This is a genomic window from Taylorella equigenitalis ATCC 35865 (assembly GCF_000276685.1).
In the GTDB taxonomy this organism is placed as follows: domain Bacteria; phylum Pseudomonadota; class Gammaproteobacteria; order Burkholderiales; family Burkholderiaceae_B; genus Taylorella; species Taylorella equigenitalis.
Window position 1 is genome coordinate 390,926 of sequence record NC_018108.1, and the last position, 24,162, is coordinate 415,087.

General features: G+C 39.3%; 27 protein-coding genes. 12 read left to right on the plus strand and 15 right to left on the minus strand.

The window, feature by feature from the left end; translation table 11 throughout:
• The first annotated feature begins 20 nt into the window (after positions 1–20).
• Genes nusB through KUI_RS01830 form a run of 4 tightly spaced genes read left to right on the plus strand, consistent with a single transcriptional unit; the run spans position 21 to position 2,561 of the window.
• On the plus strand, positions 21–455 hold the full coding sequence (gene nusB / locus KUI_RS01815; RefSeq protein ID WP_013522132.1) for a transcription antitermination factor NusB: 435 nt from the start codon (positions 21–23) through the stop codon (positions 453–455).
• Positions 448–1,542 (plus strand): thiamine-phosphate kinase, encoded by a 1,095-nt coding sequence (thiL, locus tag KUI_RS01820; RefSeq protein ID WP_014840170.1) that lies wholly within the window; start codon positions 448–450, stop codon positions 1,540–1,542. Before nusB ends, thiL begins: the two co-directional genes overlap by 8 nt.
• Position 1,543: 1 nt before the next feature.
• Positions 1,544–2,089, plus strand: coding sequence for a phosphatidylglycerophosphatase A family protein (locus KUI_RS01825; RefSeq protein WP_013522134.1), 546 nt, complete (start codon positions 1,544–1,546; stop codon positions 2,087–2,089).
• A complete protein-coding gene (locus KUI_RS01830) occupies positions 2,073–2,561 on the plus strand; it encodes a CinA family protein (RefSeq protein ID WP_013522135.1) in 489 nt (162 codons plus the stop codon). Before KUI_RS01825 ends, KUI_RS01830 begins: the two co-directional genes overlap by 17 nt.
• Here the strand turns inward: KUI_RS01830 and pyrF are convergent.
• The 5 genes from pyrF to KUI_RS01855 form a co-directional block, all read right to left on the minus strand.
• On the minus strand, positions 2,525–3,373 hold the full coding sequence (gene pyrF, locus KUI_RS01835; RefSeq protein ID WP_081482426.1) for an orotidine-5'-phosphate decarboxylase: 849 nt from the start codon (positions 3,371–3,373) through the stop codon (positions 2,525–2,527). The genes KUI_RS01830 and pyrF overlap by 37 nt on opposite strands.
• 59 nt (positions 3,374–3,432) lie before the next feature.
• Positions 3,433–3,825, minus strand: coding sequence for a diacylglycerol kinase (locus tag KUI_RS01840; RefSeq protein WP_014840172.1), 393 nt, complete (start codon positions 3,823–3,825; stop codon positions 3,433–3,435).
• Between the two features lie 109 nt (positions 3,826–3,934).
• Positions 3,935–5,578, minus strand: coding sequence for a chaperonin GroEL (groL, locus tag KUI_RS01845; protein WP_013522138.1), 1,644 nt, complete (start codon positions 5,576–5,578; stop codon positions 3,935–3,937).
• 53 nt (positions 5,579–5,631) lie between these two features.
• Positions 5,632–5,919, minus strand: a complete 288-nt coding sequence (locus tag KUI_RS01850) for a co-chaperone GroES (RefSeq protein WP_013522139.1) — start codon at positions 5,917–5,919, stop codon at positions 5,632–5,634.
• Between the two features lie 120 nt (positions 5,920–6,039).
• Entirely contained in the window at positions 6,040–7,050 is a 1,011-nt protein-coding gene (locus tag KUI_RS01855; protein WP_014840173.1) for an amino acid ABC transporter substrate-binding protein, read from the minus strand.
• Between the two features lie 168 nt (positions 7,051–7,218).
• Here KUI_RS01855 and KUI_RS01860 point away from each other — a divergent pair, with 168 nt between their 5' ends.
• Together KUI_RS01860 and KUI_RS01865 are read left to right on the plus strand one after the other, a co-directional pair.
• Complete coding sequence (locus KUI_RS01860; RefSeq protein ID WP_013522141.1) at positions 7,219–7,626, plus strand: hypothetical protein; 408 nt, start codon at positions 7,219–7,221, stop codon at positions 7,624–7,626.
• Positions 7,627–7,631: 5 nt separating this feature from the next.
• The gene (locus KUI_RS01865; protein WP_258521767.1) at positions 7,632–8,015 is read left to right on the plus strand and encodes a copper chaperone PCu(A)C; all 384 of its coding nucleotides are present in this window, start codon (positions 7,632–7,634) and stop codon (positions 8,013–8,015) included.
• A 20-nt stretch (positions 8,016–8,035) separates the two neighbouring features.
• Here KUI_RS01865 and KUI_RS01870 read toward each other — a convergent pair whose 3' ends face one another.
• The 9 genes from KUI_RS01870 to KUI_RS01910 all read right to left on the minus strand — a co-directional run bounded on the left by KUI_RS01870 (position 8,036) and on the right by KUI_RS01910 (position 15,821).
• Complete coding sequence (locus tag KUI_RS01870) at positions 8,036–8,836, minus strand: alpha/beta fold hydrolase (RefSeq protein ID WP_014840175.1); 801 nt, start codon at positions 8,834–8,836, stop codon at positions 8,036–8,038.
• Position 8,837: 1 nt separating this feature from the next.
• Positions 8,838–9,500 carry a tol-pal system protein YbgF gene (ybgF, locus tag KUI_RS01875; protein ID WP_013522144.1) on the minus strand — a complete coding sequence of 221 codons (663 nt, stop codon included), beginning with the start codon at positions 9,498–9,500 and terminating at the stop codon, positions 8,838–8,840.
• 13 nt (positions 9,501–9,513) lie between these two features.
• Positions 9,514–10,014, minus strand: a complete 501-nt coding sequence (gene pal / locus KUI_RS01880) for a peptidoglycan-associated lipoprotein Pal (RefSeq protein ID WP_014840176.1) — start codon at positions 10,012–10,014, stop codon at positions 9,514–9,516.
• 11 nt (positions 10,015–10,025) lie between these two features.
• Positions 10,026–11,273: a PD40 domain-containing protein gene (locus KUI_RS01885; RefSeq protein WP_014840177.1), complete on the minus strand. Its 1,248-nt coding sequence runs from the start codon at positions 11,271–11,273 to the stop codon at positions 10,026–10,028.
• A 96-nt stretch (positions 11,274–11,369) separates the two neighbouring features.
• On the minus strand, positions 11,370–12,464 hold the full coding sequence (tolA, locus tag KUI_RS01890) for a cell envelope integrity protein TolA (RefSeq protein ID WP_014840178.1): 1,095 nt from the start codon (positions 12,462–12,464) through the stop codon (positions 11,370–11,372).
• Between the two features lie 7 nt (positions 12,465–12,471).
• Entirely contained in the window at positions 12,472–12,930 is a 459-nt protein-coding gene (locus KUI_RS01895) for a biopolymer transporter ExbD (RefSeq protein WP_013522149.1), read from the minus strand.
• Positions 12,931–12,938: 8 nt separating this feature from the next.
• Positions 12,939–13,628, minus strand: a complete 690-nt coding sequence (gene tolQ / locus KUI_RS01900) for a protein TolQ (protein ID WP_013522150.1) — start codon at positions 13,626–13,628, stop codon at positions 12,939–12,941.
• The gene (gene ybgC, locus KUI_RS01905) at positions 13,621–14,064 is read right to left on the minus strand and encodes a tol-pal system-associated acyl-CoA thioesterase (protein WP_013522151.1); all 444 of its coding nucleotides are present in this window, start codon (positions 14,062–14,064) and stop codon (positions 13,621–13,623) included. Before ybgC ends, tolQ begins: the two co-directional genes overlap by 8 nt.
• An 8-nt stretch (positions 14,065–14,072) precedes the next feature.
• Positions 14,073–15,821, minus strand: a complete 1,749-nt coding sequence (locus KUI_RS01910) for a proline--tRNA ligase (RefSeq protein WP_013522152.1) — start codon at positions 15,819–15,821, stop codon at positions 14,073–14,075.
• 70 nt (positions 15,822–15,891) lie between these two features.
• Between KUI_RS01910 and KUI_RS01915 the strand changes: the two genes are divergently transcribed.
• The 5 genes from KUI_RS01915 (at position 15,892) to KUI_RS01935 (ending at position 19,436) form a co-directional block, all read left to right on the plus strand.
• Positions 15,892–16,419 carry an RNA pyrophosphohydrolase gene (locus tag KUI_RS01915; RefSeq protein ID WP_013522153.1) on the plus strand — a complete coding sequence of 176 codons (528 nt, stop codon included), beginning with the start codon at positions 15,892–15,894 and terminating at the stop codon, positions 16,417–16,419.
• A 1-nt stretch (position 16,420) separates the two neighbouring features.
• Positions 16,421–17,752 (plus strand): tRNA uridine-5-carboxymethylaminomethyl(34) synthesis GTPase MnmE, encoded by a 1,332-nt coding sequence (gene mnmE / locus KUI_RS01920; protein ID WP_014840179.1) that lies wholly within the window; start codon positions 16,421–16,423, stop codon positions 17,750–17,752.
• A 76-nt stretch (positions 17,753–17,828) separates the two neighbouring features.
• The gene (locus KUI_RS01925; protein ID WP_013522155.1) at positions 17,829–18,215 is read left to right on the plus strand and encodes a hypothetical protein; all 387 of its coding nucleotides are present in this window, start codon (positions 17,829–17,831) and stop codon (positions 18,213–18,215) included.
• Between the two features lie 3 nt (positions 18,216–18,218).
• Positions 18,219–18,521 carry a cell division protein ZapA gene (locus KUI_RS01930; RefSeq protein WP_013522156.1) on the plus strand — a complete coding sequence of 101 codons (303 nt, stop codon included), beginning with the start codon at positions 18,219–18,221 and terminating at the stop codon, positions 18,519–18,521.
• A 36-nt stretch (positions 18,522–18,557) separates the two neighbouring features.
• Entirely contained in the window at positions 18,558–19,436 is an 879-nt protein-coding gene (locus KUI_RS01935) for an SIMPL domain-containing protein (protein WP_014840180.1), read from the plus strand.
• Here KUI_RS01935 and lgt read toward each other — a convergent pair.
• Positions 19,429–20,250, minus strand: coding sequence for a prolipoprotein diacylglyceryl transferase (gene lgt, locus KUI_RS01940; protein WP_014840181.1), 822 nt, complete (start codon positions 20,248–20,250; stop codon positions 19,429–19,431). The two genes, KUI_RS01935 and lgt, sit on opposite strands and share 8 nt — an antisense overlap.
• 125 nt (positions 20,251–20,375) lie before the next feature.
• Here lgt and putA point away from each other — a divergent pair, with 125 nt between their 5' ends.
• The gene (putA, locus tag KUI_RS01945) at positions 20,376–24,152 is read left to right on the plus strand and encodes a trifunctional transcriptional regulator/proline dehydrogenase/L-glutamate gamma-semialdehyde dehydrogenase (protein WP_014840182.1); all 3,777 of its coding nucleotides are present in this window, start codon (positions 20,376–20,378) and stop codon (positions 24,150–24,152) included.
• The last annotated feature ends 10 nt before the right edge of the window (positions 24,153–24,162 follow it).

Consider the following 24,162-nt stretch of genomic DNA (forward strand, 5'->3'; position numbering starts at 1 on the left):
ATTTTTGGAGGCTTTATTTAATGGGGCAAAAAATCGGCACCAGTGCTAGACACACAGCTAGAGAGCTTGTAGTGCAAGGTTTGTATTCTTGGCTTTTATCTAATGAAAGCCAGGACATTGCCAGCGTAGATTCTCATATCAGAGAACAGGAAAACTTTGATTTTGCGGATTTAAATCTCTATAAAACTTCTCTTTATGGAGTAATTCAAAATGCTGATTCTCTTAGAGAGGAGTTTGCCCCATTTATAAGTCGCTCTGCTTCTGAACTTTCGCCAGTTGAGCATGCCATCATGCTACTTGCAACTTATGAATTGCTACATTTCCCAGAAACTCCGTATCGAGTAGTTATAAATGAAGCTATCGAATTAGCTAAAGAGTTCGGGGGGACTGATGGATTTAAATTTATTAATGGTGCTTTAGATAAACTAGCCGAAAAGATAAGAGTTCATGAGTAGCGAATTCGATATTATCGAAAAGTATTTTAGTTTTTCAAAGCCTACACATAACATTCCAATCACAGTTGGTGATGACTGTGCAGTATTTAGTATAGGACCACGTGAATCACATATTGCCACTAGTGCTGACCTATTAATTGAAGGGCAGCATTTTTTTTCTGATGTGGAACCGTATCGTCTAGGGCACAAATCCCTTGCCGTCAATTTATCTGATTTGGCTGCGATGGGGGCTAAGCCAATTGGGTGTTTATTGTCGTTGGCATTGCCATCAGTAGATGAACAATGGGTAAGCGATTTTGCAAATGGATTTAAGGCATTATCTCTCAAATATGGATGCCCCTTGTTGGGGGGTGATATGTCTAAAAGCCCTAAGGTCAAAGTTATTAATGTAACTGTTTTTGGACGTGTTACAGATAGAGGTGTCAGGTCTCCCAGAAATTTTTTAACTAGAGCAGGAGCCCGACATGCTGATGATATTTGGGTTTCGGGCGAACTGGGAAGTGCGAGTTTAGCTTATAAAAGTAAAGCTGGTCTTTTAGATGAGCTATACAGTAATTCGATTTACGAGTTAGGTCGTGAGGCACTTGAGATGCCTGAGCCCCGATTAAATCTAGGTCGTGCTATATATCCTTATGCAAATTCTTGTATTGATATTTCGGATGGGCTACTTCAGGATTTAGGGCATATTATGAAAAGCAGTAATAAAATTGCTCATATAGAAATTGAAAGTATTCCTTTTAACAAAAATATAAGTAAATTTGTTGATTATGAGCATCTCAGGGAGGCAATGTTATCTGGAGGTGATGATTATGAGTTGTGTTTTACGGCACCAGCTCGTCATCGTGAGAAAATCGAAAGCATATCAACTAGATTAGGTATGAAACTTACTCGGATTGGTATGGTTTGTGCTCAAGAAGTCGATGGTATTTTAGGTCCTAAAGGCTCAAAACCCTCATTACTCTCAAAACCCGCTAATCATGGTCATCTCGATGAATTGGCTTCTTTAAAAAAAGACTCAGCCCTCGTTCAAGTTTTTCAGGATGGTCAACTCATCGAGGTCGATTATAAGGGCTTTCAGCATTTCTAATATGAAACCGAATACAAAAGTATCTGCCCTATTGCCTACTAATTCTGTGCGTATGAATTTTTCATGGATGCTTAAAAAGCCCTACAGAATCCTAGCTTTGGGCTTTGGGTCTGGGTTAATTAAGCCAGGTCCAGGTACTTGGGGATCATTTATTGGGCTATTTATTTGGTGGCTATTGAAGTATATTGCATTGCCACATATTGCGGTTTATGTAATTACTGTACTTGGATTTTTGATAGGTTTATGGGTTTGTAAATGTACCACTAAAGATATCGGGGAGCATGATAGTGGCTCTGTCGTGTGGGATGAGATTGTTGCCGTCCTTATTTTATTTTGCATTTTAAAGTATCAAAGCTCTGCGTACGATTTATTTGCGGTAATTTTATTTAGGGTGTTTGATATCTGGAAGCCATTTCCCATTGCATATTTTGACCGCAAACTGACATCTTCTTTTGGGATGATGTTTGATGATGTATTGGCCGCAGTTTATGCAGTTTTGGCTTTCAAATTTATAATGTGGATTAAATTCTATGCGTTCGTTAGTTGAAAAAATTGCAGTTTTCTTAAAGCCTAAAGGCAGTATGTTGTGTACAGCAGAATCGTGTACTGGTGGGTTGATTGCGAAATTGTGTACGGATCTTGCGGGATCGAGTGCATGGTTTGAGTGTGGTGTAGTTACTTATTCGAATGCTTCCAAAACGGCTTTGTTGGGCGTTCCTGAGGAGGTTATCTCTGAACATGGTGCCGTCAGTGAAGAGACTGCATTCGAGATGGCATACGGTGCATTATTAAACTTTAGTAATTGCAAGTACTCTATTTCAGTTACTGGTATTGCAGGACCTGGAGGAGGTTCTGATTTAAAACCTGTTGGTACCGTATGTTTTGGCTTTGGTTTACGATCTGAGGATGGAGAAATTCAAGTTCAAACACGTGTTGAGCATTTTTCAGGTGATCGTGAAGAGATACGTAATCAGTCAGCCCACTATGCTTTAGAAACGTTTTTAGCGATAGCCTCTTGAATTTTATCCCTCGTATTTCTAGCCATATCAGCGGAAGCTTTTAGACAATCATCGCCATCACTAGCATATAAAATAGCACGGGAGGAGTTGATAATCACTCCATGACCTTCAGAATTTATGCCAGCCGCTACAGTAGCCTCTATATCGCCTCCCTGAGCACCTATCCCAGGAATTAGAAGAGGCATATGCGTTCCAATAATCTCGCGAACGTGCTTAATTTCTTCGGGAAATGTAGCCCCAACAACCAGTCCAATTTGCCCACTAGAATTCCATTTTGTAGCTGCCAATTTCGCAATATGTTGGTAGAGTGGCAATGTCCTTCCATCCACAGATACATCTAAAAATTGCACATCAGATCCACCAGAATTAGAGGTGCGACAAAGTACGATTACCCCACGGTCACTCCACTCAAGATACGGTTCTATTGAATCAAATCCCATATAAGGATTTACGGTAACTGCATCAGCTCCATAACGCTCGAATGCTTCGATAGCATACTGTTTTGCAGTGCTTCCGATATCGCCTCTTTTTGCATCTAAAATGCAGATATGAGTTGGATATGTGGAACGTATATATTCGAATATACGCTCTAATTCACGCTCTGCACCCAATGATGCGAAGTATGCAATTTGTGGTTTAAATCCACAAACATAGGGAGCACAGGCATCAACCATATCACAGCAAAATTTATACACGCCTTCTGTAGTAGATCTATAGTTTGCTGGGAGTCTATAGATATCTGGATCAAGCCCTAACATTAAAGCAGACTGTTGTTGTGTCCATGAATTAGAGAGTTTCTCAGTAAATTTCATATCAAGGATTTTTAAGTTGGCTAGTTAGTGAATTAATCAGGGCTTCTAATTCAAGTTTTTCAGTGGGCTATATAGCGAATCACAAAATAAAGCCATGTGAAAAACGAAAATACTAAACACAAAAAAATGGCCGCACTACCAAGATCTTTTGCTCTCTTAATCATCTCGTCGTAGTCGTTAATAATACGATCGCCCAATGTCTCTAATGCAGAATTTAGTAACTCAACTATAAGTACTAAAAACAATGTAAACATCAAGACTATGATTTCAAGCGGTGTTCTGCCTAGTACAAAAGCCAAAGGAGCCATAAAACAGCAAATCAGAAACTCCTGACAAAAAGAAGCCTCATATTTAAAAGCAGACCTGAAACCTTGAAATGAATACTTAGTAGCATTCCAAATTCTGTTATAGGAAAGCTTGCTTTTGTAAGGACTTTCGTAGTCTTTGGACATAATTATGGCAATGTTTTAAAACCCAAAAATTATAACTTATGGCAATAAAAAAGGCATAAACCCAAAAGTCTATGCCTTTATAGATCAGATAAGAAGTGACTACTTCAGATTAGAAGCCCATGCCACCCATACCGCCCATGCCACCCATATCAGGCATAGCAGGAGCTGGTTTATCTTCAACTACTTCAGTTACAGCAGCTTCTGTGGTTAGAAGTAAGCTTGCTACTGATGCAGCGTTTTGAAGTGCATTACGAGTAACTTTAGTAGGGTCAAGAACGCCTTGCTCCATCATGTCGCCGTATTCACCAGTTGCTGCGTTGTAGCCGTAATTGCCTTCACCATTAAGCACATTGTTTAGAACTACGCTTGGCTCTTCGCCTGCATTAGAAACAATTGTACGCAATGGAGCTTCAATAGCACGTAATACAAGTTTGATACCTGCATCTTGATCTGCATTATCGCCTTTAACTGCAGCGATAGCTTGTTTTGTACGAAGTAGTGCAACACCGCCGCCAGGAACAATACCTTCTTCCACAGCAGCACGAGTTGCGTGAAGAGCATCTTCTACACGAGCTTTTTTCTCTTTCATCTCAACTTCAGTAGCAGCACCAACACGGATAACAGCCACACCTCCAGCTAATTTGGCAACACGCTCTTGAAGTTTTTCGCGATCATAATCAGAAGTTGATTCGTCGATTTGGCGACGGATTAAGTTCACGCGTTCTTCGATTTTATCCACTGCACCAGCACCATCGATAACAGTAGTGCTTTCTTTGCCGACTTCAACACGTTTAGCTTGACCAAGATTTTCTAATGTAGCAGTTTCAAGAGACATACCTGTTTCTTCAGAAATTACAACACCATTAGTCAATACAGCGATATCCTCAAGCATAGCTTTGCGACGGTCACCAAAGCCAGGAGCTTTAACAGCAACAGTTTTAAGAATGCCACGGATATTATTTACTACTAAAGTTGCAAGAGCTTCACCTTCAACATCTTCTGCAATAATTAGAAGAGGGCGACTAGTTTTAGCTACTTGCTCAAGAACTGGTAGAAGATCACGAATGTTAGAGATTTTTTTGTCGTGGATTAAGATATATGGATCATCTAAAGCAGCAATTTGTTTTTCACCGTTATTAATAAAGTAAGGTGATAGATATCCACGGTCAAATTGCATACCTTCTACTACATCTAGTTCGTTTTCTAGTGATTTACCGTCTTCTACAGTAATAACACCTTCTTTACCTACTTTGTCCATAGCATTAGCGATAATTTCACCAACTGATGTGTCGCTATTTGCTGAAATAGAAGCTACTTGAGCAATTTCTTTTGAAGTAGAACTTGGGCGAGAAAGCTTTTGAAGTTCATCAACTGAAGCGGCAACCGCTTTATCAATACCGCGTTTAAGATCCATAGGATTGATACCAGCTGCTACATATTTAAGACCTTCCTCTACGATAGCTTGAGCAAGAACAGTAGCAGTTGTAGTACCATCACCCGCATTATCCGCAGTTTTAGAAGCAACTTCACGCACTAATTGTGCACCGATGTTTTCAAATTTATCTTTAAGTTCAATTTCTTTGGCAACGCTAACGCCGTCTTTTGTTACAAGTGGTGCACCGAATGAACGCTCTAATACAACATTACGTCCTTTTGGTCCAAGAGTAGTTTTAACTGCATTCGCCAATACATTAACGCCACGAACGATACGAGAACGAGCGTCATCTCCGAAAAATACTTGTTTAGCTGTCATTTTAGTAATTCCTAATTTTTATCTAATAATTAAAATGTGGGGTCAAAATTCGATTATTCAACTACAGCAAGAATTTCTTCGTCACGGATAACTAGTAATTCTTCACCGTCCATTTTTACTGCTTGACCTGCATACTTACCGAAAAGTACACGATCACCAACTTTAAGGTCTACAGAAATAAGTTGACCACTTTCAGATTTACGACCAGGACCTACCGCAACTACTTCACCAATATCTTGTTTTTCTTCTGCACTGCCAGCTAGGATAATGCCAGATTCAGTTGTTTTTTTGTTATCTACTCTTTTGATAACCACTAAATTTTGTAATGGACGTAATGCCATGAATGTACTCCTCATAAGTAACAATGTAAAAAATTAGCACTCAATGCTTATGAGTGCTAATTATATGGGCTATTTCTGAAATTTCAAGGGCGATTTTTAACGAGCCCTAAATTTTAGAAATTAACGAATTGGAAGACCGTAGTGCAGACCACCATCAGTATAAAGTTTATTTAGACCGCGAGGAACTTTAAGAGCACTGTCTTTTCCAACGTTTCTATCAAAACTTTCACCGTAATTACCCACTTGCTTGATTACTTGGTAAGCCCAGTCTTCGCTTAGGCCTAGATTTTTTCCGCTACCTTCGGTTACACCAAGAAGGCGTTGCACGTTAGGATTTGTTGAATTTTTCTGCTCATCTACATTTTTACTAGTAATGCCAAGCTCTTCTGCATTCCACTGAGCATGCATAACCCATTTAACAATATTGAACCATTTGTCATCGCTTTGACGTACAAAAGGTCCCAAAGGTTCTTTAGAAATAATCTCTGGCAATACAACGTAGTCATCTGGATTAGATAATTTAGAGATTCTAATTGATGCTAATCCAGAAGCATCTGTAGTAAATACATCGCAACGACCAGAGGCAAACGCATTAACCACTTCATTAAACTGATCAAATACTACTGGTTTATAAGTGATTTTATTAGCCCTAGCCCAGTCAGCCATGGTGTTTTCGTTTGAGGTACCAGTTTGCATGCAGACTGTAGCTCCATCAAGCTCTTTTGCACTTTTAACGCCTAAATCCTTTTTAATTAAAAAGCCCTGACCGTCATAAAAATTAACGCCTGGAGACATAAGACCGATGGCAGTATCACGTTGTTGAGTAACTGTAGTATTGCGAGTAAGAATATCTATCTCACCCGATTGAAGAGCAGTAAATCTTTGTTGAGAGTTTAAAGGGACGGTTTTAAATTTAGATGCATCTCCAAAAACAGCGGCAGCTATTGACTTACAAAGGTCAACATCTAAACCTTCCCATTCGCCTTTATCATTTGGAGCAGAAAAACCTGCGAACCCAGTCGTAGTACCACACACAACATGTCCACGGCTTTTAACAGTTTCTAATGTATCTGCCTGAACTTGTGTAGATGCTAAAACTAGTCCAGCTATTAATAAAGATAATTTTTTCATTTAATCTCCCTAGCGAGTTATAGTTTGTTTACAAAATATATCAAATTTTGATATTTCAATTAGTGCAATGTTGCAGATAGTAAAAAATCTTTTTCTATATTTCAATAATTAAATATTCAGATTTTTTATAAGTAGAATACTCGAACATTTTAAAAAAAGGAGATTTTTATGAAATCAGCACTATTTTTATCTTTAGGTTTGGCTTTCGGTTCAGTTGCTTTTGCTCAAACTGCACCTTCTGAAATGAAAACTAACACAGATGAGTCTATGAACACAGAAGTTGTTAAACCAGCTGAAACTAAAGAAGCACCAGCTGCTCAAGACCAAGCTGCACCATCTTCAGAAATGAAGACTAATACTGACGAGTCTATGGATATGAAAAAGGACGAAATGAAAAAAGATGAGGCTGCTGCTACTCCAGTAACTCCACTTCCAATTCCTCCAGGTACAGCTACAGAACCAGCTAAAGACGAAACTGCTCCTGCATCAGAAACTAAAACTAACACTGATGAATCTATGGATATGCACAAAGATCACGAGCAAAAAAATGACGTTGAAAAAAAAACGCTCCAGTAACTAAAATTTCTTCTAATGATTTAGAAGTTAATAAATGCTGGATTAGGCTTTTCCCTTCCGATAGGTTTTCTGCTCTTTATTTTGACGTGACAAATAATAGCGAAACTGAAACTGCATATATCGTGGGAGTTTCTTCTGAAAAATTTAAGGAAGCAGACATGCACGAAACATATACAGCGGAAGGGGTTATGGCTGGCATGAGATCAGTTGATTGGGTAGAGGTGGCACCTAAATCAACAGTTAATTTCAAAAGTGGTGGCTATCACGTTATGCTATCAAAACATGAGGTTAATGTAGGGGATGAGGTAGAGTTTTCACTTAAATTAAGTAATCATGAAACCAAATCTTTCTCATGTAAGGCAAATGACATCAAGTCTGTAGCGTATTAAAACTCAATAGGGCTAAGCAATTAGCCCTTTTTATTTTTGTTTACATGGTTGGCTACTATCTCATTAAACATATGTGGATGCGATAAATTCATACCGTGAGATGCTTGCTCAATTGTATGATATTCAGATGCGGACCACATATCGTGCAATTCTTTTACTATTGATGGAAATGGTTCAGGACTAGCCCCACCGCCTATTAAACATATAGGAATCAAATTATCTAAACCTTCAAGGTTTTTATCTTCAATTAAAAATGGTGGTTCATTTTTTTGCACTAAAAGCGTGTGCACATTATCATGCACCATTTCTTTAAACCATGGGACCATTTTTTCGTAAGTTCCAGCACCACTAACCAAATCTACGAAAATTTGAGCACCTTTTTCGACTTCTCCGGTTACTATGTATTTAAGGGACTCACGTCGACCGGCTAATCCTTCAGTTAATTGTTTTTTTGTTCTTATACCTGGGTCAGCTAATATTAGTGACTGAATTCTATCTTGAAAGTTTAGAGCAAGTTGCATTGCCACGCCACCACCTCGGGAATGTCCAAGCACATGAAATTTATCTATGCCGAGATGGTCCATTAAATGCACTAGATCTTCTGCATGATTAGTGTAATTGAAATGCTCGGGATTCGATTTATGTGGCCAGTAATAGGTAAGGCTTGGTATGATTAAACGCAAATTTTGAGATAGGGATTTTTCTTGTGCTCGCCAATAGCGATAATCACAAAGCGATCCATGAATCAATAAAAGAGGAACCCCTTTACCTTCATCCTTAAAAGCAAAGGGGATATCGTTAATAGCTACTTCTGAAATCATATTAATTCATATTTAAGCGTTCTTTTGCAGTGTCCGCAGCTGGAGTGCCTGGATACTGTTTAATAATGCGGTTCAAAGTGCTTTTATACTCATTAATATTATTAAGTTCGTAATGGTTCCCTGCAATCACAAGAAGGGCATCACCTGCTTGAGGGTCGTTAGGGTACTGTTCAACCATCCTATTTAAAGTGCTAATCGAGCCTTTAAAATCCTTAATTGCATATCTACTTCCACCTTCATAAAAAAGTGCACTAGGTACTAAAACACTCGTAGGGTATGCGGAAGTAAAATTAGCTAAGGCAGTGGCAGAAGCTTGATAGTTACCCTGTCTAAATAAGTCTAAAGCAGTATCATATGCATTTTGTTCAGTAGGGTCTCCCACTTGTGTAGGGGCAGTAATATCACCAGTACCCTTTAAAGTCATGTTTTGCTTACGGATACTATTAGAAAGTACTTCGACTTGACCTCTTAACTTTCTTATATCCTCTTGTAGTAAGACTATCTGATTTGAAAGCTCATTACGCATCGCATCTGAATGTTTAATTTGAGCTCTAAGCTCTAAGATTGCTCTGCGTGCTTCCTCATCTTCAGCCATAGCTGGTGAAGAAAAGGCTATGACTGAAAAACTAGCAACTACTAATTTGTTAATTAGTGATTTGTTCATGAGAACTTAGATCCTATTTCATGTACTGAATGTCAGCTCTACGGTTTTGTGCATGAGCTTCTTCAGAATTACCTGTTGCTTGAGGTCTTTCTTTACCAAAGCTTACTGCTTCAAGCTGAGCTGAATTAACGCCATATTGATTTAAAAGTCTAGCAACAGCAACGGATCGTCTTTGACCAAGTGCAAGATTGTACTCTGAGCTACCTCTTAAGTCAGTGTTTCCTTCAACGCGAACTGTACGAGTTGGATTAGAAGAAAGGTATTTCGCATGCATTTGAATCATTTCATTGTATTCAGGTTCAACTGTATAGCTATCAAATGCAAAATACACAGATTTATTTTGATAAAGTGGACTAGCAGGATTAAATGGGTCCATAATCACTTGGTTGGAACCATTCGTGTTAGTCACATTATTGTTAGTATCAGTAGTGTTATTAGTTTCAGTGGTTGAGCAAGCAACTAAAGCTAAAACTAGTGACGCTAATGATAAGGTTTTAAATTTTCTTAATGACATAATTTTCTCCTTTATTTGATGAATGGTCCCCACGCAACAGCCGATACTGCACCTTGAGTAGGTATTGTTATTGAAAAATTACTTACTGTACTAGAAATTTTGATTTTACCTGATGAAACATGCATAACATTCATGCCATTGGGAGAGAAAGTAGGGGATAGGTCATCTGGACCACTTGAAATTACTCTCTCATCTCCTGAAGCTAAATTCATAAGAGCAATAACATATTTACCCTTACGCAAGCTGGTAAAAACAAGACTATTTGAGTCTGGTGAAATTCTAGGCGATAAATTTTGAGATCCATTAAAAGTTATTCTCGAAGCAGGTCCATTATTAAGACCTGATTTATAAATTTGAGGGCTACCTCCACGATCAGATACAAAAACCAAACCAGAATTATTTGGAAAAAAGAAGGGTTCAGTTTCAATTTCAGGTGAAGATGACAGTGAACGTGGAGATTTAGTAGTTCCATCGCTTGAGACTAAATAAATATCTGAAAGTGCATCTCTACTTAATGCAACCGCCAATGAAACACCACTCGGAGACCATGCAGGTGCACTATTATTACCCTTAAAACTAGCTACAGGTATGCGTACTCCAGTGGAAAGCTGTTGTACATAAACAATGGGCTTACCAGATTCAAAGCTCACATAGGCAATCTTACTACCATCTGGTGACCATGCAGGTGAGATGATAGTAGCTCCAGATACAAGAACTTTCGCATTGTGTCCATCATAATCCGATATATAAAGCGAACGCCCTGATACAAAAGCAATCTTCGTAGAAAATGCACCCTTCAAACCTATGCTTTGCTCATAAGCATAATCTGAGATTTTATGAGCAATAGCCCTTTGAGAAGGGTTAGATACACGAGCCTCCTCACGTACCTTTTGCTGAATAGGGTCTAAAAATCTATAGTGAACATGGTCCTTATTATCAAAACCAGTAACTATATTTGCCCCCTTAGATAAGTCGACTAGTTTATCCCAATCTAATTTATCGTGAGGGTCTTTTGATATGCTGGCAATGCGAGTCACATTAAACTGACCAGAATTAGTCAAATCCTTTGCGACTATATCAGCAATTTGCTTTCCCCTAGGACCCATAAAATCTGCCACATAAATAGGCAAGCGGTTATCTACCGTATTAACTCCAGACAATGGCACTTCAACTTGTGCAAATGTAATTTGAGAATATAAAAATGCGAATGTAGTAAATGCTAGAAACGCAATAAATTTATAGAAACGAGTTAAGACCATAATAAATCCGAAAAAATATTTTTAGTGAATAGTTTATCAAGTGAAAACTTTTTTGAATTGTAAGTTTGAAAATCAATGTTACGTTAATTTACAAAATTAACGAGGTGTATATATATAAGGACCCTGAATAACATTACCCTTAGGCGGTTTAGGGAAAGGATTACATTGATAAATTGCCCGCAAAACTGCAGTATCAAAAGCTTTATTTCCAGAGGTCACGACAACAGTTGACGACTGAACTTTATTATTTGGACCTAGTACAACTTTGTAATTTAGCTTTAACTTCTTCGGTCCATTGAATTTTAGATGGGGTTGTACACAAGCTTGGACCCTGCGAATATATTCAGAGTTTCCTCCACCGCCACCAATTTGGTTCGTATTATTTTGTCCGCCCTTAATTCCTGCACGGCTCATGATATCTCCACGAATGGCATCTCTTTTAGCTTTTTCTTTGGCAATACGTTCTTCCTCAGCCTTTTTGCGAGCTTCTTCCGCTTTGCGTCTTTCTTCTTCCGCTTTTTTGCGGACCTCTTCCTCTTTGCGTTTTTCTTCCTCAGCCTTCAAACGAGCTTCTTCCTCTTTGCGTTTTTCTTCCTCAGCTTTTTTGCGGGCCTCTTCCTCAGCCTTCAAACGAGCCTCTTCCTCTTTGCGTTTCTCTTCTTCAGCTTTTTCTTTGGCAATACGTTCTTCCTCAGCCTTTTTGCGAGCTTCTTCCGCTTTGCGTCTTTCTTCTTCGGCTTTTTTGCGGGCCTCTTCCTCTTTGCGTTTTTCTTCTTCCTCTTTCTTTTTTTGCTCTTCTAAAGCAATTTGAGGATCAATTTGAGGTTCAGGTTCTGGTACAACATCAGGCTTAGGCAAAGGGGGAATAACTGCTGGCTCAGGCTGTGGTACTTCAGGTTGTGCTTGTTCAATAGGTGGCACCAAAACTGGCTCAGGAGCTGGTTCTGGCTCAACGACCGTATCCTCAGGAGTGACTTTCTGGTCGACCGCTACATCTTTGGGTGGCAATGGCACCTGCTCTTCACCCTCGGCCCACAATTCAAGTTGCACGGGTCCACTAGCCGACTCTATATTGTTAAAAAAATTTAATCCAAGCACAACAAACAAAATCACATGCAAAACAAAAGATAGCAAATAAAATTTGCCTTCTCTGTCATTTGTGTTGTAATTAGCTGGATTGCGCTTAGTCATAAGTCGCTTAATTTGACCTTTTAGTAGAAGGGTTTTCGCCTTTTTCTTTATTTACCATAAGTCCGAGGCGGGCTATACCACTAGCTCTTAGGCTGTCCATCAATTTAACAACGTCCTTGTAAGCCACTTGTCCGTCAGCAGAAATTACAACGGGGGTGTTTTCATCTGTCATCATTGATTTAATTTTATTTGCAACCATAGCCTCCGTTGTTTCTTCAAAATCCACCCCAGGCTTTCGTAATCTAACGCTAATAGTGCCGTTTTGTTCAAGTTGAACTTCAACTGGAGTTACAGGAACATTTGCAGCTTTACCTACAGTTGGTAAGTTAATAAGTCCTGGCGTTATAAGTGGTGCAGTAACCATAAATATAACTAGCAACACAAGCATAACGTCGATATAAGGCACGACATTCATTTCATTTTTGAAACGTCTTTTTGTGGATCTTCTAGATGATCTGCGAGACATAATGCCTCCTAAGATGCTTGTCGTTGAAGGATATTGAGGAACTCGTCCATAAACCCTTCAGTATTTGTAGAAACCTTATCTATCGATCTGGAAAAAGAGTTGTATGCGATTGAGGCTGGAATAGCTGCAAACAAGCCTATTGCTGTGGCAATAAGAGCCTCTGCAATACCAGGTGCAACCGCAGAAAGCGTAGCAGTGGTATCAGCAGTTAATCCTAAGAAAGAGTGCATAATACCCCATACAGTACCAAGTAATCCAATATAGGGACTCACAGAACCGACAGTCGCTAAAAAACTTAATCGGCTATCAAGCCCGTCCATTTCACGATTATAAGTAGCCTGCATAGCCCTGTCGGCAGCGAGAGTTTGAAGTTCGGGAGACAGTTTTTTTGATCTGGCTTTTAAAAATTCAGTCATACCAGCTTCGAAAACTCTAGCAGTTATGCCGTACTTGCGTGGAGCCTTTTGAATTTTGGAATGAAGATCAGTTAAATCACCCCCTCTCCAAAAATCATTAAGAAAATTTTTATTACTGGTGTTCGAGCCTAATAGGAGGGTAAATTTTGAAAATATAATCGCCCAAGACACAACAGATAAAACCAATAACAAAAGCATAATTATCTGTACAGGCAAACTTGCATCTGTTATTAAAGTAAGTATGGACATCTTATCTGGTGTATTAATAGCTACTTCATTCATTCGTAATCCTCGGACTCATGACAGATTCAAAAGATAATCGTACGCTTTCAGGTATTGCACTCGGTCTGAAACCATCTCTTTTTATACAACAAACGGTAATCCTGCTTTTAACTAGGAGTTCATTATCTCTATAAACATCCTGTGTGAAAACTATGGAAGCTTTGCCCATTGATTCAACAATTGTATGAATACTGAGAATATCATCTAGTTTGGCTGGTTTTTTGTATGTAAGACTAGTATCGGCTACTACAAAAATAATACCTAATTCAGAATCCAACTTGCTCTGATCAAATCCTAATTTTCTAAGCCACTCCGTCCTGGCCCGCTCGCAAAACTTAAGATAATTTGCGTAGAAGACAACGCCTCCTGCATCGGTATCTTCATAATAGACACGAACGGGGAACACGAATTTTCGATTATCTGTGCTTAATTTCATCTGTATAACTATACACGAATAGACATTTCATCATAAACAGATTTTACGTAATTAATTACTTCATTTAATGACAATTTTTTGGCCTCTTTTTCGGTACGTTTTTGAACCTCAATAACACCATCTTTGAGACCACGGTCACCAACAGTTATGCGAATAGGCACACCAATCAATTCCCATTCGGTAAACATCACTCCAGTTCTTAAATCACGATCATCGAGAATTACATCGTATCCTTCGGCCTTAAGTTGCTCATATAACTCGAGTGATTTATTTTTTACCTCTTCACTCTTAGACCATCCGATAGGACATATTACTATTTCGTATGGAGCCATAGGAAGAGGCCAAATAATGCCATTTTCATCGTGATTTTGCTCTATAGCGGCAGCGACAATTCGACTCACACCTATTCCGTAACAACCCATTTGGATAACAGCTTCCTTACCATTTTCATCGAGATAGACTGCACGTAATTTAGAGGAGTATTTATCTCCTAAAAAGAATACGTGTCCAACTTCAATGCCACGATCTATGGCTAGGGTGCCAACCCCATCAGATGTGGGATCCCCCTCTACAACATTACGTATGTCCTCAACTTGTGGTTCAGGTAAATCACGACCCCAATTCACCCCCACATAGTGGGTGCCATCTTTATTTCCGCCACAAATAAAATCTGACATATTTGCCACTGTTCTATCGGCTATGACAACCACATCTTTTAGGGGTTTTACAGGCCCTAAATACCCAGGCGTAGTTCCAAAATACTCCTTGATTTGCTCTTCCGAAGCCATATCATAGGATTTTGCATTTTTGAAAAGTTCAAGTTTAGAAACCTTAACGTCGTTTAGTTCATGGTCAGCACGAATTAAAAGCATGCAAATAACATGCTCTCCCGAATTCTTTTGAATGCTAAATACTACGGATTTAACATTTGTCTCTAGAGGTACATTTAAAAATTTGGCAACGAGTTCGCATTTAACGCAATCAGGAGTCTCAATTAACTCAAGCTCTTTAGTGGGTTCAGCACGTTTCTCAATAAGTGATACTGCTTCTGCAAGTTCAATATTAGCTGCATATTCAGATTGTGGATTGTAAACAATTAAGTCCTCACCAGTCTGAGCAATAACTTGGAATTCATGGCTTCGTGAACCGCCAATAGAGCCAGTATCTGCATTAACCGCACGGAATTTCAAACCTAATCTAGTAAATATACGCACGTACGCATCGTACATTTTTTGATAGCTTATGTTTGCCTCTTCTTCTGTGCGATCGAATGAATATGCATCTTTCATCAGAAATTCACGACCACGCATTAGACCAAAACGAGGTCTGCGCTCATCACGAAATTTAGTTTGTATGTGATAGAAATTAAGTGGCAATTGACGCCAGCTATGAACTTCATTAGCCACAATATCGGTAATCACTTCTTCTGAAGTAGGCTGAATAATAAAGTCACGAGAATGTCTGTCCTTAAAACGTAAAAGCTCGGGTCCGTACGCATTCCAACGTTCGGTTTTCATCCATAATTCCGCAGGTTGCACTATAGGCATAAGAAGTTCAATAGCACCTGCACGATTCATTTCTTCACGAACTATAGCTTCAACTTTTTTTAGTACCTTAAACCCTAAGGGCATATATGTATAAATACCAGCACCTAATTTTCTAATCATGCCAGCACGTAGCATGTACTTGTGACTAACGACCTCAGCCTCAGCTGGAGCCTCTTTTAATGTGTTGATGTGGTATTTTGAAGCGAGCAAGTTTTATCTCCTTAAGTACTCATTTCCTAATATAATTAGACAATTGTATTTTAAATTTTAGAGGTAGTGAATGCTTGACCGCGATGGCTACCGTCCTAATGTAGGTATTATTTTAGTTAATTCTAAGAATGAGGTATTTTGGGGTAAGCGTATACGTGAAAGGTCTTGGCAGTTTCCTCAAGGTGGCATAAAGTATGGCGAAAAGCCACTACAAGCCATGTACAGAGAGCTTTATGAGGAGCTTGGGCTCAAACCAAAGCATGTGCAGTTACTTGGACGTACTGGAGAGTGGTTGCGTTATAACGTGCCTGAAAACTATATTCGGAGAGATTCTAGAGGTTTATATAAAGGGCAAAAGCAGATATGGTTTATGCTTCGCCTTTTGGGACGGGATAAGGATATAAATCTTAGAAGTACCAACCATCCTGAATTTGATGCTTGGAGGTGGAGTAACTATAGTGTACCTCTACATCAAGTAATTGAATTTAAGCGTGAAGTTTATGAGATAGCCCTTACGGAGCTTGGTGGACATATTGCCATCGAGTATAAGTCTCAAACTATAGTCACAAAAGAAATCATAGAGAGCGTTCAAGCCTGATATGCACGAGGATACTATTGCTGCTATTGCGACAGCCCCTGGTCGTGGGGGTATTGGGGTCGTGCGGGTGTCAGGACAGGAATTGGCAGGGTTTGCTAGAGCATTAACAAATGGATTGGATCCAAAGCCGCGCATTGCCACCTATACTGATTTTTTTGATGATGATGGCGCTGCAATCGATAATGGATTACTTTTATATTTTCCAGCACCTCATAGTTTTACGGGAGAGGATGTTCTTGAGCTTCAAGGGCATGGGGGGCCTGTAATTCTCAATATGGTTTTGAAGCGTTGTATTGAATTAGGTGCACGATTAGCAGAACCAGGCGAATTTACAAAGCGAGCATTTCTTAATAATAAGATTGATCTTACACAGGCTGAAAGTGTTGCTGATTTAATAGATGCCACTAGCGAGAAAGCAGCGAGGATGGCTCTTCGTAGTTTAAAAGGGGTGTTTTCAGATCGTATTCATGAGCTCGTTTCTAAACTTATAAACCTCAGAATGCTAGTGGAAGCTACTTTGGATTTTCCAGAAGAGGAGATAGATTTTCTAGAAGCTGCTGATGCATTGGGTCAGTTAAATGAAATAAGGAAATTGCTAGAAGGTATTATTTCTCAGGCAAATCAGGGAACCATTATGCGAGAGGGGCTAAAAGTAGCCCTTATCGGCATGCCTAATGTAGGAAAGTCATCATTGCTAAACGCATTGTCAGGTGAAGAGGTGGCTATCGTAACCGATATAGCAGGCACAACGCGCGATGTAGTTAAAAATTTTATACACATTGACGGGGTTCCAATTCATTTTATGGATACTGCAGGTTTGCGAGAAACCGAAGATTTGGTTGAGCAAATTGGGATTAAAAAATCAGAAAAGACATTGCAAGATACTGATGTAGCCTTGATATTGCAGGATCCGCGAGAGGAAATCAGCCCCAAATTACAAGAAGTTTTGAGTAGAATTCCTCAATCAGTTAAGACAATTTATATTCAAAATAAAATTGATTTAATCGATAAGCAACCAGCACAAGATAATAATGTAATTTACTTATCTGCTAAAACAGGTGCAGGTTTGGATTTGCTCAGAAAAGCTTTGCTCGAAGTGGCAGGTTGGGAGGGTGAATCGGAAGGGCTGTTTTTAGCGAGAACTAGGCATATGAATGCTTTATCTGAAGCCAAATCTCAGCTTGAGATTGCAAAAGAAATTGCTTACAGTGGTCTTGATTTGTTCGCCGAACATTTAAGGTTAGCTCAAGAACACCTAAATACAATTACAGGTGAATTTACAGCAGACGATCTTTTAGGTGAAATTTTTAGTAGATTTTGCATTGGGAAATAGTGGATTACCCATTTAAACAGGATTTATATAATAAACTAAGAGTTATTTTATTTTCTTGTAGTAGATTCTAGATATTATGCTTTCAAATCTTGATCAAATCATAGCTAAAACTCAAAAAGTAGTTGAGCAGAATCAGGTTTTATTTAATGAGAGAAATAGATTGCGTCAGTTGGTCTCTAATTATGAAACTCAAATTCTAGAATCTAAGCAAAAAGCTAAAGATGATTCTGAGCAAATTACTAAGCTTACAGACAAAGTTAAAGAGCTTGAGGGCTTTTTGGAATCTACTCAGAATATATATAAAAGTGAAGTCAAATCTCTCAAAGAAAGAAATCGTGTTTTAGAATTAGCTAACGAGCAGAACACGGGGACCATTGCCACCTGGAAGGAGGAGATGGGGTCTATCCGTTCTCGTGTAGCACATGTTTTAGAAAATATTTCAAATGATGTTCAAGGTGAATAATATATGGAAAAAGTTGATATAAATATCCTTGACCGTGCCATAAGTTTAACTACTGAACCTCAGGATAAGGAAGCACTTTTACTTTCAGCTAAAAAAGTAGATGAGCTTTTGAGATCTATAAAGCAATCATCTCCAAATCTAGCAATTGAGAGAGTAGCTATTTTAGGATGTCTTAAGCTTGCATTAGATTTTTTAAAGATGCAGTCTAAAGAGGGTCCTTTTAGTGGTGTTCCTGTTTATGAGGTCGATAAGCGTATAGCAGAAATCAATTGTTTGTTAGATCAGGCAGCTAGTACTTTAGATTAACTTTTGGTCTCGGTTGTTCAACTATAGGAGCACATTATGACCAAAAGACACTTTTCAATTTTAGCTTTAGCCTTGAGTACAGTTGCATTTGCACCTTTATATGCACAGGAAACTCAAACCGCCCCAGCCGTACCTGAAACGGCTGAAAGTAATTCCGCACCTGCTACTACACAAGCATTTCCAAATCAAAATCTAGTAGCTCCAAATCAAGCACAAGATTCTATTAAAGACAACTCCAAAACTACAACTATGGACGATTCAAAAAATGATGTTAAATCAGCTCGATTTACTATTAGTTCGAGTGTACATAAAAAAGTTAAAGCTGACTTTATAGAATTGACTCTTCGCACAGAAAAGGGTGGAGAAAAACTTGAAGAAATGACTGCTGAAGTTAATAATGCTATGAAAAAGGTATTAGAGTTATCTAAAGATTTTCCAGAGTTACAGGTATCTACAAATAACTTCAATTTCTGGAAGGAGTATCCACACTACGGTAGTTCCTCTCTTTCTAAAAATGAAATAATTTGGAATGTACAGGGATCTGTTAGTGTTGCTGGAGGGGACTTTAAGAAAATTGAAGAATTTATTAAAGCTACTAATAATATTATGATTCCAGATAATATGAATTTTTCGCTTAGTCAATCAGCTAGAAAAGCGGCTGAAGCTGAAATCCTTCAACAAGCGGCTGATGAATTCAAAGATAAAGCAGACAGAGTTATAAAAGCATTTGGTTATACCTCATACACTATAGGCTCTGTTGGTATGGACGGAAATATTCCAGATTATTTCACAAATGGTAATTTCGGTAGAGTTGTGGATGCAGCTATGAACTTTAAAGAAGCAGGTGGTCTTCCAGTGTCACCAGGTTCAGTAGATGTAAGTGTATCCTTTACTGGCGAAATATTTGCTAAATAGTATCTCTAGTCACAGTATCTTGAGATGGGCCTCTGGTAGCCATACGTTTCAGAGGCCTTAAAAAAACAATCAATCCTAGTAATATCATAGGAACTGATAGCCATTGACCCATACTTAAACCAAACGCAAGATAACCGAGTTGTCTATCGGGTTCGCGAGCAAATTCTGCTAAAAATCTAAACACACCGTAGCCCATAACAAAAAGTCCACTCACTTTACCTATAAGTCGTGGCTTACTTGAGTAAATCCAAACGATAAGAAACAGTAAAAATCCCTCTCCCATCATTTGATACAGTTGCGAAGGATGCCTAGGTTGACCGTCACTGCCAGGGAATATCATGGCCCATGGTACGTCTGTAACACGCCCCCAAAGTTCACCGTTTATAAAGTTACCAAGACGACCAAATGCCAAACCAAGAGGTACTAGGGGTGATACAAAATCTGTCACTTCTAGGAAATGTTTTTTTTCTTTATAAGCAAAATATGCCATGGCAATGGTAACGCCTATCAACCCTCCATGAAAAGCCATGCCTCCGTCCCAGAAAGCAAATATCTTTTGTGGATTCCAGAAATAGTAGACTGGATTATAAAAAAGTACGTATCCTAGACGACCGCCAAATACTACTCCCAATATGCTCCAAAAGAGTAAATCCTCAAATCTATTGAAAGAGATATTAAAATATCCTTTTTTTATGCGGTACCTACCTAACAGCCACGCAAAGAAAAAACCAACAAGGTACATGATTCCATACCAATGGACTTTAATAAAACCTAAGTCAATGGCTACAGGGTCAATTTGAGGGTAAGTAAGCATATATGCGTGTGTCGGGTTCAAATGAGCTTGTATATTAACACACTAAACTAGGGATTTTTCTTATTTATTTTTTTTAAATAGGTCAATAGAATTTTTTTTGGAATTTCGAATTGAAGGAGTTTATCTTGAGTTCCACCACACCAGAAGTTAGAGTAGAGAGCAGTACAAAGCCATTTCAGCAGTTTGCAAGTTCTGTATTGAGCCAATCTGACTTAAGAGCCGCAATTACGGCCGCTTACAGAAGACCTGAAACAGAGTGTCTTCCACCATTATTAGAACTTGCCAACCCAGGCGAACTTAGATCCGCAATTGCAGATACTGCAAGAGACTTAGTAACCAAGCTACGCGAGAAGCGAACGGGTGGTGGTGTTGATGGTTTAATTCATGAATATTCCTTAAGTAGTGAGGAAGGTATTGCCCTCATGTGCTTGGCTGAAGCTCTTCTTCGCATACCAGATAATCACACACGTGATGCCTTAATAAAAGATAAGATTGCAAAAGGTGACTGGAAATCACATCTAGGCTCAAGTAGTTCGATGTTTGTTAATGCCGTGACTTGGGGACTTATGATTACTGGAAAACTAGTACGTCCACAAAAAGAAGCATCACTTTCAGCATCTTTAACTAAACTGATAGCACGTGGTGGAGAGCCCCTAATTCGTAAGGGTGTAGATCAAGCGATGCACATTATGGGTGAGCATTTTGTTCGTGGTGAGACCATTGAAAAAGCCCTTTCAAACGGCAAATCCATGATTGAAAAGGGTTTTAACTATTCTTTCGATATGTTGGGTGAGGCTGCGATGACCGATGAGGATGCATTGCGTTATTACAAAGCATATGAAGACTCAATCCATGCGATAGGAAAGGCTGCGACTGGTCGTGATGTCTACGAGAAATCAGGTATCTCAATTAAATTGTCTGCATTGCATGCTAGATATTCTCGCTCTCAAATTGACCGTGTTATGGAAGAGCTCTATCCACGTCTAAGAGACCTTACATTCCTAGCTCATAAATACGATATAGGTATTAATATCGATGCGGAAGAGGCGGATCGCTTAGAAATATCCCTAGATTTATTAGAAAAATTATGTCATGAACCCCAACTTGCAGGTTGGAAGGGCATAGGGTTTGTAGTTCAAGCATACTCAAAAAGAACGCCATTTGTTATAGATTGGTTAATTGATTTAGCCCGTCGCACCAATCGTCGTTTGATGATTCGTCTAGTGAAAGGTGCATATTGGGATACTGAAATAAAACGTGCACAAGTCGATGGTCTAGACGGATATCCACTTTATACTCGTAAATTCCATACCGACGTGTCCTACCTTGCATGCGCTAGAAAATTGCTAGCAGCTAAAGATGAAATTTTCCCTCAATTTGCCTCACATAATGCTCAGACACTAGCCTCAATCTACCATATGGCAGGACCTGATTTCTATCATGGTAAGTTTGAATTTCAATGCTTGCATGGGATGGGCGAACCTCTATACGAAGAAGTTGTTGGTGACGTAAAAGATGGAAAATTAGGTCGTCCTTGCAGGATTTATGCTCCAGTTGGTACACATGAGACATTGCTTGCATATTTAGTTCGTCGTCTGTTAGAAAACGGGGCTAATTCTTCATTCGTAAATCGCATCACCGACGAAAATGTCTCTATCGACGATTTGATTGTAAATCCAGTAGATGAGGCACTTGCCGTGAGTCCAGTTGGGTCTCCGCATGAAATGATTCCATTGCCACGAGATTTATATAAAGCTCAAGGTCAGGATAGGCTCAATTCTCGTGGTATCGACCTCTCAAATGAACAACGTTTACGTAAATTAGCGGACGGGCTGACTGAGGCTACTAGCAAAGAATGGGTTTCTATGCCTACTGGATTGGAGTCTGTAGCTACGGATTCGTCTCGAGCACATGAGACTAAAAATCCAGCTGACCACTCTGATACCATTGGTAGGGTTGCATTTGCGACTAAGTCTGAGGCCGAGCAAATGGTTACTAAAGCAGAAACTGCATTTGCAAGTTGGAGCTCTTTGAGTGCATCGGATAGGGCTGGTATGCTTCAAAAAGCGGCTGACATAATAGAGTCTAAGGATGAATTTTTTATCGCACTAGCTGTCCGTGAAGCAGGCAAAAGCTTTTCAAACGCCGTCGCAGAAATCCGCGAAGCAGTAGACTTCCTGAGATATTACTCATATCAAGTAGAAACAAAGCTCTCAAATCCTCAAAACAAACCGCTAGGTCCAGTTGTTTGCATTAGCCCTTGGAATTTCCCATTGGCCATATTTATGGGGCAGATATCAGCAGCTCTTTCTGTTGGCAATGTAGTCTTAGCTAAACCAGCAGAGCAAACACCACTGATTGCTTATTATGCCGTAGAAGCTTTGCACGAGGCAGGTATTCCTAAGGACGTTGTGCAACTTGTGCCTGGTGCGGGTGATATTGGTGCAGCATTAGTAGCAGATGAACGTGTAAAAGGGGTTATGTTTACTGGCTCGACGGCTGTAGCACAAAGCATTGCCAAAGTGCTTTCAAATAGGTCTGTGTCAGACGGTAAGCCTATACCACTTATCGCCGAAACTGGTGGTCTTAACGCAATGATTGTGGACTCCTCCGCTTTAGCTGAGCAAGTTGTTGTCGATGTAGTGTCTTCAGCATTTGATTCTGCAGGTCAGAGATGCTCAGCCCTTCGCATATTATGTGTTCAAGAGGATGTTGCAGATTCGCTTCTTACTATGCTTAAGGGAAATATGGATGAACTGAAGGTAGGTAATCCAGATAGACTTTCTACAGATGTTGGTCCAGTAATTGATGCAGAGGCTCAGAAAAACATACTTGACCATATTGAGCACATGCGTTCTGAAGGCTTTAAGATCCATCAAACTAAGATGGACGACTCAGTAATAAAAGGTACATTCGTAGCTCCAACATTAATTGAAGTTAACGATGTTACCGACGTCAAAAAAGAAGTATTCGGGCCAGTTCTTCATGTCGTTAGATTTAATAGACGTAACCTAAATGAGCTTATTGACAAAATAAACTTAAGTGGCTATGGACTGACATTTGGCATGCATTCTCGCATTAACGAATCTGTAGATGATGTCTCTAGCCGTGTGAAAGCAGGTAATCTTTATATCAACAGAAATATTATCGGTGCAGTTGTGGGTGTACAACCTTTTGGAGGCATGGGACTTTCAGGTACTGGTCCTAAAGCTGGTGGACCTCTGTATCAGTACAGGTTATTAGCAGAAGGGGGGCATGATTGCGTTAGAGATGTGCTTTCAAGCGATCCATTATCCGCAAAACTAAAAATGCCGACTCCTACAGGCGAGGAGAACTTTTATTTCGTACGCCCTCGTGGTAATGTTTTATGTCTTGCACAGACTGCTACTGGAGCACGGGCTCAATTAGAAGCATGCTCAATAACTGGTAATAACGCCTTGTTTGCGGGATGGCCAGATTTACAAAGCTTAAATTCAGAGGTCGTTGCAGTTGTTGGTAGAGCTGATTCTAATAACTCTACGAATACTTTGAATTCATCAAAAACTTCTAATCCTTCGAAGTCTCCTAAATCTTCAGATGCATCTAAATCAACTAATGCTACTGCTCAACGAGGCATTAGTATTTATAAAAATTCTAATCCTAGCGTGTCAGCAAACATTGCCACATTGCTATCAACATATAGAGTGGATGCGGTGCTTGTAGAAGGAGACGCTCAGGAATTGAAGCAGATCGCAAAAGAATTCGCACAAAACAGTGCCATCGTAATTCAACCGCAAGCCCTGAGTACATCTGCGATTGAAAGTGGTGCGAAGTACGATCTTGAGCGACTTTTAGTGGAACAGTCTTTAAGCGTAAATACTGCCGCTGCAGGGGGTAATGCGACATTAATGGCTGTAGTTTAACCTTTAGGAG